The organism is Ureibacillus chungkukjangi (genome assembly GCF_044795995.1).
In the GTDB taxonomy this organism is placed as follows: Bacteria; Bacillota; Bacilli; order Bacillales_A; family Planococcaceae; genus Ureibacillus; species Ureibacillus chungkukjangi.
In genome coordinates this window covers 2196683-2209696 of record NZ_CP085009.1, presented here as the reverse complement: position 1 = coordinate 2209696, position 13014 = coordinate 2196683, and the positions used below count along the sequence as shown (strand labels likewise).

The following is a 13014-nucleotide window of genomic DNA, read 5'->3' as shown; positions in this document are numbered from 1 at the left end:
TACTAAGTTCGTATTTAAGTTAGGTAGCAGAGGATGTGAATCAATGTCTACAAAATTAAAGGGTACAATTAGTCTACTAACGTTCGCCTGCCTATTAGCGGCTTGTTCATTAGAAAGTGAAATTAAGACAAATACTTTGAATACAACCACAGATACTTCAATTACCAATCAAAATGAAAATGTATTAACAGTCTTAACAGTTGAATCTAGTAGTCGTGAGCCAGTTCCAAATTTGAAAATCACATTATCAGATGTTTTAACCGGAAAAGAAATTCATTCAGTAGTTAGCTCAAATGAAGGTGAAGCACAGCTGAATGGATTGGAAGAAGGAAAAACATACTTAATAACTGCATCAATATCAGAAAGTAACTATCCGTCTGTGGAAAAGTTAACTTTTAAGAATTCTAATCCTTATCATGTTATTATTATGAATTCTAATTCAAATCAAAATATCGAAGTTCCGACAGTAATGCAAAATCCGGAGTTACCGAATGGCTGTGAAATTACATCACTAACAGCGGTCTTAAATTATTATGGTTTACAAGTAACTAAAACAGATATGGCAGATAATTATTTACCACAACAAAATTTTCGCTTTGAGGAAGGTATACAATTTGGAGCTGATCCAAACGTTGCTTATACGGGAAGTCCTTATGAAAAAAGAGCTACATCATATGTTTTTGCGGCACCTATTGTGAAAGCTGCAAAAAGTGTAATTTCAGATAATAATTTGTCTTTGCAAGTAACAAATGCAAGCGGACAATCACCCCATGAAATATTAAATCTAGTTAAACAAGGTGTACCTGTTGTAATGTGGGTAACTCTTGATTTATCAGAACCAAGGAAAAATAGCGGATGGATAATAGATGGTACAGATCAATACCATGAAATGTATCAGAATTTACATGCGGTTGTATTAATGGGGTACTCAGAGAATAAAGTGACAATTATGGATCCACTAAAAGGTAAGGTGGAACATGATAAACAAGATTTCCTGACAAGTTATGAAGAGTTAGGAAAACAAGCAGTTGCTATTCACAAATGAAAATAGGGTTTGAATTTTTATGAACCAAGCTTTTCTTAACTGCTGATGGTTTTTCGATAAAGTACAAACCATAAGGTTTGTACTTTTTATATAAAGGAATTTCTTAATGAGATTAATAGTTACGGAGGTGTAGTATAGGAAAAATAAACCTTATAATTATTATCTTTTAGCATTCTTTTTAGTGGCCAATATTATTTGTTGCAAATAAATTCATCCTCACTAATTGTGAGTTAATCTGCTTTTTTAAAAAAATAGTATGAGATTTAACAAGGGGAACTACTATGTATATTGTAAGTTTGCTTGATAATGAGAGTGAAAATAGAAAAGAATATATACTAAATAATTTCTACATTCCAATTAATTTAATTGAATTTAAAATAGATGTTACAGATATCAAACGAGCATTTGAGGTAGCAAAAAATCGATTATCTAGAATTATTAATTCTATTGAGGAAATTGAAATCAAAGTGATTACTGTGAATAATTGGATTTTTTCTTTTAGAAATAATGAGGATGGAATGAAAGTGGTTTATCGCATCTCTACAAATAATGAAGAGAAATAAAGAATGAAAATAATAGTGAATTTTAATTAAAAATCCTGTGTATGCAGGATTTTTTCTTGTGATAAATTTCTAATTATGTGAATCGGCTACACTAAGTTGGACAGATACTATAAGGGCTAGTAGACTTAACATACTAACCTAAGGGAGCGTGCTACTATGTCACGTCAACGTCGAACTTTTACACCAGAATTTAAACTTCAATTAGTCAAGCTTTATGAAAATGGAAAGTCTCGTGCAGATATCTGTAGAGAATATGAAATCACGCCATCTGCATTAGATCGCTGGATTAAAAACCATCAAGAAACTGGGGCCTTCACTGCGAAAGAGAACCGTACTGATGAAGAAAATGAGTTAATAAAATTACGTAAAGAAAATCAACGTTTAATGATGGAGAATGACATTTTAAAGCAAGCAGCGCTGATCATGGGACGAAAATAGATGTGATTCGAAATAACGCTCACAAATATTCAATATCAGCAATGTGTAACGTCCTCAACATCGCCAAAAGCACATACTATTATCATGCCAATTTGAGTGAAAAAGAAGCACATAACACAGAGGAAGTAGAACTTTCCAACGAGATTGAACGACTCTTTAAAGAAAGCCGTAGTAACTATGGTACTCGTAAACTAAAAGTAGAATTAAAGAAGCAGAAGATGGTAGTTTCTAGACGTCGAATCGGTCGAATCATGAAACAATTAGGACTGGTATCAAAGTATACCGTGGCACAATACAAGCCGTATAAACAAACCTGTAATGAAGCACCCATCAAAAATGAGTTACATCGTCAGTTTAAACAAGAAGAGCAATTAGCTGTAGTTGTAAGTGATTTAACATACGTCCGTGTTGAGAAAAAATGGCACTATGTATGCTTATTTGTCGACCTTTTCAACCGTGAAATTATTGGTCACAGTGCCGGTCCTAATAAGACAGCAGCCCTTGTGTATCAAGCATTAGCCAGCATTAAAGGGAATTTACATAACATCAAGATGTTCCATACAGACCGTGGAAAAGAGTTTGATAACAAACTAATTTCAGAGGCACTAGAAACATTTGGGATTCAAAGATCATTAAGTATGAAGGGTTGTCCCTATGATAACGCCGTGGCCGAAGCGATGTTCAAAGTATTTAAAACCGAATTCGCAAACGGAGCACACTTCGCTTCTCTTGAACAGCTCGCTCTTGAACTTAATGATTATGTTCATTGGTTCAATAACATTCGAATTCACGGAACACTAGGTTATTTATCGCCAGTGGAATTCAAGAACAGGTCCTTATAAAGATTGTCCAGTTTAGTGTTGACATTCCAATGAGAAACCATGTTGAGTTAGAGCCTAATACTGTAAGAAGAGAAGTAACTATATTGGAACTCACTTGATCTATACACTTTCGAAAATCTCTTCAACTAAATCAGAAAATGGAAGTTATTATTTAATTATAGTGGCTTATCTTAAATAAAATAGCGCTTATTTTTAATAATTAAATTTTTTACTTCTATTAGTAAACTATTTTATCTTTTATTGATGTCTTTATTTTTGCCTATGAATGCCTCACATATTCTTCATAAACTATAGTAGTAAATATAGTAAGGAGGAATAAATATGTCAACTTGTCAAAATCTTGCGGATATTATCGGTGGTGAAGTTATTCAATCTACTCTTGTTTGTGTAGTGATGCGTCTTCGAGATATTGGAGCAACCATTTTAGGTCGTCGCACTCTTTCTCCATTAGTACTACCATTTATGTTATCTTTTGAAAAAAATGGTCTTAACCTAGGAGAAACTGTGCTCCTTGAAAAAGAAGTTAATCCAATGCTCGATGCTTTACAAAAAAGAGGGCTTAAAGTAACTGCATTCCATAACCACTGGTTGTTTGAAGAACCAAGGTTAATGTATATGCATTGGGAGAATGCTGGAATGGATCCGGAAGAGTTCGCTAGAAGAAGTTTTGAGGCAGCAAAAGAAGCACGTCTTAGATTTGTTTGACATTTAAAAGTAATATTCGACAATCGGGTTCGATTTGTGGAGTACATAGATAGAATAATCAAACTTCTTTATTGTAAATAGTAATTCATTTTAGTACATTAAAACCTTAAAATCAAGTCGCAGAAAAATGATACAAAAATTAATATGGGCTTCAGGTTATAATATTATAGCCATTCGATTTGCTGTAGGTGTTCCTGTGCATAGATTGTTATTACTCCTGAAATTGGAGAGGCAATCATGTCACTAAGTACAATTATGGGTGTTGTATAAGCACAATTGTTTAAAGATCGATTAATTAGTGAAAGTAATTAATTCGCCTACATACTTTAGGTGGATTTTTTATTATTAAAGTATTATAAGAAGTATTAGAATTAAAGAATACACTATATAAAATGAAATGAATCTAAAAAGTTATTGAGGTGAGAGAGTTGTGTGTTAATAATGATTTTATTGAACAGTTTGCATATAAAATGTATGAGGAAATAAATAAAAGTTCATTGTTTAGAGTCGTTCGAGTAGAAGGAATAGAGGGGACATATTTAAATTCTGAAAGTTCAAAGAAACAATGGGATAGTAAGAATCTTATTACAAAGCTCGTGCTCAAAGATAAAAATAATAACTCTTTTGTTGTAAACCCAGATTCTATTGGTTTAAAATTTGCCACTGGAGAAATTAGTTATAAAGAATATAAAAGAATGCAAAAACTGGACGATTTTAAATGGATAAGTTTTTCGCTTTTAGGAATTAGTTTTTTATGTCTAATGATTTATTTTCTATTAAAATTTTTTAACTAAGAATAGCTATGAATAACTTAGATTTAGATAAAAAACAAAGCTAATCTACAATTTGATTAACTTTGTTTTTAATTTGTCATTTCAACTAAAGTAATCATTAAAAAAGTTTTTCTGCATAATTTTTGCAAATTTAAAGTTTATACTACGAGAAGTAGGATAAATTAAAATGAAGAAAATTTTAGGAGGACTATATAATGACAAGTAAAATTATGATAAGTATTATTTCATTGACTGCAGCTTTAGTGCTTTCCGCATGCTCAGGAGATAATAATGAAGAGGCAAATCAAAATGAAACAGCTCAAAAAGAAACAAATGAAATGTCCGGGCATGACATGGAGGGAATGGAAGAGACTGATGAATCTGAAGGAATGGAGGACATGGATCATTCCTCAATGAATCACTCAGGAGATGGTGAAATTCCAGAAGGATTAGAAGAATCAGCTGCTCCTGCATTTCCTGTTGGTAGTAAAGCGACAATTCAAGCAGATCATATGGAAGGCATGAATGGTGCTGAAGCTACAATCGTAGGCGCTTATGATACTACTGTTTATACTGTTTCCTACACTCCTACAAATGGTGGAGAGCCAGTAACAAATCATAAGTGGGTAATCCATGAAGAGTTAGAAGGAGCAGGAGATGAACCATTTAAACAAGGTGATGAAGTAACGATTAATGCAGATCACATGGAAGGGATGCAAGGAGCTACAGCAACAATTGATACTGCAGAAGAAACAACAGTCTATATAGTAGATTATACTTCTACAACAGGCGTTGAAGTAACAAATCATAAGTGGTTAACAGAAAGTGAACTTTCTGCTACTGAATAATTGTAATTAAAGTACACCTTGAACTTTCAAGGTGTACTTTATAATTTTAGGGTGTTAATTAACATTTTCTGTTGGGAGTGTTTCTTGAAGAATAGTTGAAATGGCTTTTGAAAGAACTGATAGAGTGCGATTGAAATTTCCTCTTCAGTATTATCAATGCCACCTAGCTCAATCAATACCATATTTTCTGCGAGATCTTGATTATAGACGCCATCAACATGATCTCCTTTTTTACTAATTACACCACGCGAAATACCAGGGATCAATTCATTTAATTGCGTTGACATCTTTTGAGCATAAGATTTATTCGCAAGGTAATTTGAATGTTCTTCGCCGACAACAAAGTATAGTTTTCCATAAGTCTCATTCTGGTAATTAAGGGTTGTAATTTCCCGGTTTGCAGAGTCCCTGTGCAAGTCTATTATTATGTCATATTTTTTGTTATTAATCTGAGATTCTAAGGCAGGTCTAACTATATTGTAAGCCTCAGAAAACTTTCGATTAGTTTTTGCCATTTCATCCATTGTATTGAATTCCAAAAAATCTGCAGTTATTGAATTAAGTGTAAAGTAATTTTTAATTGTCTCGTTAAATGACATAATATTAGATGTGGAATCATAAACAGCTGTTTTCCCATCTTTACTTTTAACTATCGGTTTAAAGGCTTCGTGTGAGTGAGTAAACAGTATTAATGCATTCCTTGGTACTATTTCTTTAGTATTATCTAAGGGGGTATCGCGGGTATCACTGTTAGTAGAATATACAAGCTGGTTACTTTCTATTTTTTCAGCAATAGCTAAGTCCTCTTGTTGTGTTGTGGGTACTAGTTCTTGTTCAGTACTTGTATTTGTACTTGCAAGGAGTGTAGCATTACTATCCAAAGTTGCAACAACTATTGGAGATATAAATAATAGTAATATAAATCCAAAGAATATTAGTATCCTATTTTGCACATCTTTTCACCTCACAACACTATATGTCAGAGGTGAAATTATTATTTAATAAAAAAATTAAAGTTTTAATATGAAATTTTAACTTTTAAATTTTATAAGGGGTTAGTTTTAGCCATGTTTTTTTAATAGCAAATAAAAGAGAACAATATATCAATCTTATTAATAAGGTAAGTCAATGAATTTATGAAAATGAGTTGGTGCTATGATGAAAATTTTAGGTCCAGCTGGGATGTTTTCGATTTTTGAGAAACGAAATTTAGGCTATAATAAGTAGTTAACAAAAAATAAATTTGTAATTGTTCGTACTTTTATAAATTTTTTACTACAAAAATAAGTTTTTATTATTCGCATTGGATACAAACGAAATGAGAGTCAGGAAAGGATAGAAGTAACTGAATGTCTCCAAGATTAAAACAGAATAAAAAGGCTAGTCCCAAAAAAAGAACTTTACTAGTACTTCTTTTAAATTTTGCATTAATATTATTTTTCCTTTGGTTTCTGAGTTTCCTATGGTTTATGTTTTTTAATGAACCTAATAAAAATGAAAACAGTGAAACTTTTGATAAAACTACTTTACCTGCTAAAAGAAATGTAGGCGATGGTTCGAGTAATTCAAAGAAACCTAATGATACATTTGGTGAAAATACAGAAATAGAAAAAGAAAATAACTTAGGTCCACCAGAGCGTGATGAATATCAACCTTCAATGAAGTCTCTTTTTGAGAAAAGAGAACTTAAATTTGAAAACATAGAAGCTATTTTCGAAAATATGAAATCACCCAAAAGACCTGAAATGCATTCTACTTTTGGAAAAGATGTAGTTTTCGTCTATCATACCCATAGTAGAGAATCTTTTTTGCCCTATCTTAAAAATACATTTAGACCAGAAGAAGCTTATCATTCAGTAGTAAACATTACTTTAGTTGGGAAAATGCTTGCTAGAGCTTTAGAAAGTAATGGTGTAGGGACAAAAGTTGATACATCAGATATAGTACAACTATTAGAGACAAATAATTTAGATTATGTTAGTTCATATGATTTATCAGGAGAAATAGTAAGTGCTGCACAAAGCGAAAATAAGGATTTGGCCTATTTTATTGATGTACATCGTGACTCTTTAAGAAAAGAAAATACTTCAATTGAAATAAACGGTTTAAAGTATGCTAGGTTACTTTTTGTGGTGGGTACTGGACATCCAGATTATGAGAAGAATCTTGCGTTTGCAAATGAATTACAAACAATGTTAGATACTTTATATCCAGGACTATCGAAAGGAATTTTACAAAAAAGTAGTAGTCAAGGAAATGGGGTCTATAATCAAGATCTTTCGCCAAATTCCATTATATTAGAAATTGGCGGTGTAGATAATACAGTTGAAGAACTTAACCGTTCTACTGAAGCTTTTGCTGAAGTGTTAAGTGAATTCTATTGGCATGGCGAAGAGTAATGGAAGGCCAAAATTTTTGCAAATATTAATTTTTGAAAGATGTCCGAAAAAGATGGGCATCTTTTTTTATAAGCTCTTTTAAAAGTAAATGTTGATAGGGATACCTGTTTATTAAACTAAGGGCTACAGTTTAAATAATTTTGGATTTTTCAAAGTAAGAACCGAATTATTAAAACCATCTACTAAATTCTGAATAATAGATGGTTTTGTGCAGTTTAATTTATTTCACAAGTTGGCAACATAAACTGCCTTTACCTTTTTCAAGAGCAGACTTTAAGCTACTTAAAACACCTGACCATGCCATTTGATGCCATTCAAATGCTTCTTTCCAAATATCATCTTCTTTGAATCCTGTATGTTCAATAGTAACTTTAGTAGTGTTGGTATCAACTGGTTCAAAACTAACATTTACAGTAGTTAATTCATTTTCATTATTCATTATAGATTCAAATTGATCTGGGCCTTTCCAAGTAAATCGTAATTCATTCTCGTCAACAAGTTTAACAATCTTGCAACCTTTGGTATTCATTCCAGTTTTATTCCCAGGAATAAAAATAAAGTTCATAAGCCCAACCTTCTATAGCTTCTACGACTGTTTCAGGTGGGAACCATTCTGAAACCCGTTCAGATATTGTCCAAGCGAACCAAACTAAATGCAAAGGGGCGTTAATTGTAACTTCATTACTAATGGTTCTATCATTTGTAGTGGTTCTTAAAACAAATCCTCCTTTTGTAAATAATTTCATTTGTAGAATAGCATTAATAGTAAGTTGAATAAAGAATTTTCTGATTTATCTATCGAAAAAGACTGTGAAGGTTAGTACTTAAAGTAACTGGTAATGTTAGTTGAATAAGTATTAAGGAAACCCAGTTTATTAGGGTTTCTTCTTGCTTTCTCGCCTTTATTAATATTAACGTTTAACAGAGTCTTTATTTAATTTTACGATAAAAAGCCATGGTGCTTTAAAAATGCATATTTTTTTCATATTTATTTGTTACATTACAAGTGTGATATATATAAGGGGGAGATAATATGAATTCAAAAGTTTTATTTACTTCATTATTACTTGGTATTGTAATCATTGGGGGATGTAGTGGAAATAATTTTGAATCCAATGGAAATGCGTCTATGGATCATTCGAATATGTCAGAAGAAGAAATGATGGATATGGAAGGAATGGAAATGGAGGGCGATCCAGAACCTGTTGAATTAAAAAATTCTACAGGAGAGAACGAACTTGTACTCCCACCATTACTTGAGCCTGAAAATGAAAAAGGAATTGTTTATAATATTACAGCTCAAAAAGGAACAACTGAAATCTTTGATGGTGTTCAAACTGCCACATATGGATACAATGGTTCTTTTTTAGGTCCAGTCATTCGACTAACTGAAGGTGATACAATAAAACTTCGCACAAACAATGCTTTGTCAGAAGCAACGACATTCCACTGGCATGGTTTAGATGTACAAGGAGCAGGAGATGGAGGACCTCATCAATTGTTACAACCAGGGGAAACTAAAGAGGTAGAGTTTACAGTAAATCAACAAGCCTCTACATTATGGTTCCACCCACATCCGGAGGGTGCTACAGCTGAGCAAGTGTACAATGGGTTAGCGGGGTTAATTTATGTGGAAGATGAAAATTCTAAAAATCTAGCTTTACCAAATGAATATGGAGTAAATGACTTTCCGTTAGTATTCCAAGACAGAGAATTTTCTAATGATAAACAATTAGATTACCAAGCTGTTTTAAATGAAGATGGGACTCTGGGTGATACGTTATTAATTAACGGAACACTTAATCCAAAACTGACAGTTAGAAAAGAAAAAATCCGACTACGCTTATTAAATGGATCTAATGCCAGAGAATATACATTTAAGTTAAATACAGGTGATAAGTTCCAACAAATTGGAACAGACGGTGGCCTATTAAATAAACCAACGAAACTTACTGAAATAATTTTAACAACTGGAGAACGAGCTGAGATTGTTGTTGATTTTTCAAAGTACAAACCATCAGAAGATATTGCAATAATCAATGAAAATGGTGCAGTTTTGTTACCCTTTAAAATAGATGAACAAAAGTCAAATTCGGTTGATCTACCAGAAACATTAAATAATTATGCAGTTACTGAAGAAGAGCGTAATTTACCTGTTACGAAAAAAATTGAACTTTTCGGAATGGGAGATATGGTAACTATTAACGGTAAAAAATTTGATATGAACCGAATTGACTTTACCCAACAACAAGGTGAAACAGAGATTTGGGAACTCTATAATAAACCAGATATGATGGGGGGAATGACGCATCCATTTCACATTCATGGAACTCAATTTAAAATTGTCTCAATTGATGGAAAAGAACCACCTGCAAGTCTCCAAGGGTGGAAAGATACTGTTGCCATTCAACCGAAGCAAACAATTAAACTAGCTGTGAAATTCAATAATAAAGGAGTATATATGTTCCACTGTCATATACTTGAACACGAAGAAAACGGGATGATGGGACAAGTTGAAGTGAAGTAGAGATAATTTATAAAGCATCTTAAAGATAAATTATGTTTTTTGTAGTTATATTAATATTTTCAATTACTAGCTGAAATTGTTTTGAACAAAATGAAAGAGGTTAGAAGTAGTTATAAAAAAGCAAACCACTAATTACTTAATAAACCTCTATAGAGTCATATTATCATGTATCTTAATAAATATGGGGGAGTTAGATTATATTGTAAGTTTACTTGGTAACGAGAGTGAAACAAGAAAAGAATATATACTTAATAATTTCTATATTCCAATAAATTTAATTGAATTTAAAATAGAAGAGAGAGATATCAAAAGTGCTTTTGAAATTGCAAGAGTCGATTTATTAATATTATTAATTCGATTGAGGAAATTGATATCAAAGTATTAAATAAAGATTCTTTGATATTCACGTTTAAAATATTGAAGATGGAATGAAAGTGGTATGTCGAATTTATTCAAATATTGAACAAAGAGATAAATTGCATATAATATCTAATTAAATTAGTAATAGTAAAAATGCTAATTAGGATTCTAGGAAATTAAAGATTAGAACAGCTTGTGGATACAAATATCTACAAGCTGTTTTTTATTTCACTTTATAAGTACTAAAAATTTCATTTGCAATTTTTATAATCATTGTAATTTCTTCTTCGTTTTTATTTTCAATAAGATTTAATAAAAGAGTTATTAATTCTTTTCTCTTAAAAAATTGATCATTAAGGTTTAAATTTTCGAAATTAAAGATGTTTGCGGGAACTTCATCAAGACCTGTTATTATTTTTTCTAATGTTTGTAGAGTGATATTTCTATCTCCTCTTTCAACATTTGCTATATATGGTGTTTGTAGACCACATTTTTCAGCAAGTTCATCTTGTGTCATTTTTTTTGATTTTCTAATCTCTTTTATATTCAACCCTACTAATTTAACTAAATTATCCACATAATCACCTCACTTTAAGATTATGTGAGGTAATCAAATGATTACAGATACATATATGATAACTTTTATTGAAAATTTAACTTATAAGTTATATAATTTCAAAGTGTCAAATTTTTAATAAGGAGAAATTATTTATATGAGTAATGACTTACTTTCAAATATAGCAATAGAAAACGTAATACAATCAAAGATGCGTGGTCGTGTAACATATCAAGGTTTTGTATCATCTCAAGTGGCAGTTAATTTTTCATATTCAAAACTATTTAATGATCCTTCAGGTAAAGGATATCAACGTCCTATAGATAAAAAACGTTGTAAGGATTTTGCTAATTATCTATCTAAAGGGGAAGAGGCTCTCTATACACCAATATTATTGAATGCAGCTGGGCATTGGGAATTCCATTCATACGATAATCTGCGTCCAAATTATGGGAGGCTAATTTGTAAAAAGAAAGCAACTTTAATGGATGGTCAACATAGACTAGGTGGAATTGAAGCGTATATAAAGGAAACTGATACAACCTTAAATGTTCCGTTTCTAGCATTTCATTTTTTAGATGAAGATGAAGAGATTAAATTATTCGATGTTATAAATACCAAAGCAAAAGGTATAGGTACTTCATTAAGCCGTTATCTCAATAGAGGAAATGATGAAATTAGTTGGATAGCAACAAATTTAATTCTTAAGCCGGAGAGTCCGTTCTTCAGTAAAGGAACACTAATAGGAAAAAGAACAAAAGAGAAAAATATTACTCTTCAAAACTTATATAATATTGTTAAATATTTAACTAAGAAGTCAGAATTAGAGGGATTATCTAAAGAAAAAAAACTTAATATCGCATTGTTTTATTTTAACTTAATCAAAGAATTATTTCCTGAAGAGTGGGAAGATAGCAAAGATTATAAAATCACACATATAACTTGCTTGTATGGCTTAGCAATAGCGGGAAATAAAATATTAAATGATAATTATTTAGCTAAACCACAACAAGTAGATTCAGTAAAAATAGCAAATATATTAGTAAATTTAAAAGAGATCGATTGGTCTTCAAATGGAGATTTAAAGTATATAAAAGGTTTACCTGGAGCAAATATGTTAGCAAGTGATATTTTAAATTGCTTAAGGAACTAAGTGATTGAAAAATCTCAAAATTTATCACAGTATTGATCCCTACTTTCAATAATATAGTAGGGATCTTATTTGTGTTTCAAAAACTTGTGTTTGCAGGAATTTATCTTATTCCACAATAGGCGTGTTTCTGTAACAAGGAACAGCGCTTATTTTTTCATTATAGGGCCATATTATTGAATATAAGCTTTTATGAAAGTTACCAAACGACACTTTTGGGGCATTTTAAAGGATTCTTATAGCCCTGTCTAGAAGTAGTATGTTATTAAAATGAAATTAAATTGGAGGTATTTTATATGAGACATTCTATATATTATATATTTCAATTTGTTTAATGCAATTATGTATATTAACAAACATAACTTTATTAGAAGGTGAATGGAATCACTATGTGGTTAAGTACTGGTAACTTTTCTTTGCATCTACAATTTTTGGATTAAGCCGAAAAAGATTACTCTAAGAAAACAATTGATTTTAAGTGATTTTATCTAAGGTAGTTTCCAAACAACGCTTTGGTACCTTTTGTAACGCAAAAAATAAGCAGGTTAGCTAGACTGAATATCATTTTGGAACTTCAAATTTTTAATTGAGTGGGGGATAAAAAATAAGGATAACAATACAGTATACGATATAAATTCGACTGATTACCAATAATGATTTTTATTTAATGATTACATGGTTAAATCACCCGAAGGTATTAGAGTTCTATGAAGAACAACCTTCAAATAGAGAGAGTGATAAATAAATGTGGTCCCAAAATTTAAGGAAAACACTATATTACACCTTTTTTTATAGAGTACAAAAATGA

11 protein-coding genes and 1 pseudogene are annotated in these 13014 nt (G+C 31.2%); 9 read left to right on the top strand and 3 right to left on the bottom strand.

The window, feature by feature from the left end:
• Positions 1 to 43 precede the first annotated feature (43 nt).
• From LG296_RS10945 to LG296_RS10920, 6 genes are all read left to right on the top strand, one after another.
• Positions 44 to 1045, top strand: a complete 1002-nt coding sequence (locus tag LG296_RS10945) for a C39 family peptidase (RefSeq protein WP_107937862.1) — start codon at positions 44 to 46, stop codon at positions 1043 to 1045.
• Positions 1046 to 1326: 281 nt separating this feature from the next.
• A complete protein-coding gene (locus LG296_RS10940) occupies positions 1327 to 1608 on the top strand; it encodes a hypothetical protein (protein ID WP_107937861.1) in 282 nt (93 codons plus the stop codon).
• A gap of 156 nt (positions 1609 to 1764) precedes the next feature.
• Positions 1765 to 2888 (top strand): IS3 family transposase gene (locus LG296_RS10935; protein ID WP_404426987.1). Its coding sequence is split into 2 segments (ribosomal slippage): positions 1765 to 2011 and positions 2011 to 2888, totalling 1125 coding nucleotides; the frame shifts between segments, so codons are not numbered across the junction.
• Between the two features lie 321 nt (positions 2889 to 3209).
• Complete coding sequence (locus LG296_RS10930; protein WP_107933147.1) at positions 3210 to 3593, top strand: DUF1259 domain-containing protein; 384 nt, start codon at positions 3210 to 3212, stop codon at positions 3591 to 3593.
• A gap of 428 nt (positions 3594 to 4021) precedes the next feature.
• On the top strand, positions 4022 to 4387 hold the full coding sequence (locus tag LG296_RS10925) for a hypothetical protein (protein WP_107933149.1): 366 nt from the start codon (positions 4022 to 4024) through the stop codon (positions 4385 to 4387).
• A gap of 194 nt (positions 4388 to 4581) precedes the next feature.
• Entirely contained in the window at positions 4582 to 5214 is a 633-nt protein-coding gene (locus LG296_RS10920) for a YdhK family protein (RefSeq protein ID WP_107933151.1), read from the top strand.
• A 38-nt stretch (positions 5215 to 5252) separates the two neighbouring features.
• Here LG296_RS10920 and spoIIP (LG296_RS10915) read toward each other — a convergent pair whose 3' ends face one another.
• Positions 5253 to 6167 (bottom strand): stage II sporulation protein P, encoded by a 915-nt coding sequence (gene spoIIP / locus LG296_RS10915; RefSeq protein ID WP_404426986.1) that lies wholly within the window; start codon positions 6165 to 6167, stop codon positions 5253 to 5255.
• Between the two features lie 396 nt (positions 6168 to 6563).
• Between spoIIP (LG296_RS10915) and spoIIP (LG296_RS10910) the strand changes: the two genes are divergently transcribed.
• Entirely contained in the window at positions 6564 to 7613 is a 1050-nt protein-coding gene (gene spoIIP, locus LG296_RS10910; RefSeq protein ID WP_107933155.1) for a stage II sporulation protein P, read from the top strand.
• 220 nt (positions 7614 to 7833) lie between these two features.
• Here spoIIP (LG296_RS10910) and LG296_RS10905 read toward each other — a convergent pair.
• Positions 7834 to 8359 (bottom strand): annotated as a pseudogene (locus tag LG296_RS10905) (SRPBCC family protein).
• A 287-nt stretch (positions 8360 to 8646) separates the two neighbouring features.
• Here LG296_RS10905 and LG296_RS10900 point away from each other — a divergent pair.
• Positions 8647 to 10140 (top strand): multicopper oxidase family protein, encoded by a 1494-nt coding sequence (locus LG296_RS10900; protein ID WP_107933157.1) that lies wholly within the window; start codon positions 8647 to 8649, stop codon positions 10138 to 10140.
• Positions 10141 to 10723: 583 nt separating this feature from the next.
• Here LG296_RS10900 and LG296_RS10895 read toward each other — a convergent pair.
• Complete coding sequence (locus LG296_RS10895) at positions 10724 to 11077, bottom strand: helix-turn-helix domain-containing protein (protein ID WP_107933160.1); 354 nt, start codon at positions 11075 to 11077, stop codon at positions 10724 to 10726.
• Positions 11078 to 11213: 136 nt separating this feature from the next.
• Here LG296_RS10895 and LG296_RS10890 point away from each other — a divergent pair, with 136 nt between their 5' ends.
• Positions 11214 to 12209 carry a DGQHR domain-containing protein gene (locus tag LG296_RS10890; protein WP_107933162.1) on the top strand — a complete coding sequence of 332 codons (996 nt, stop codon included), beginning with the start codon at positions 11214 to 11216 and terminating at the stop codon, positions 12207 to 12209.
• The last annotated feature ends 805 nt before the right edge of the window (positions 12210 to 13014 follow it).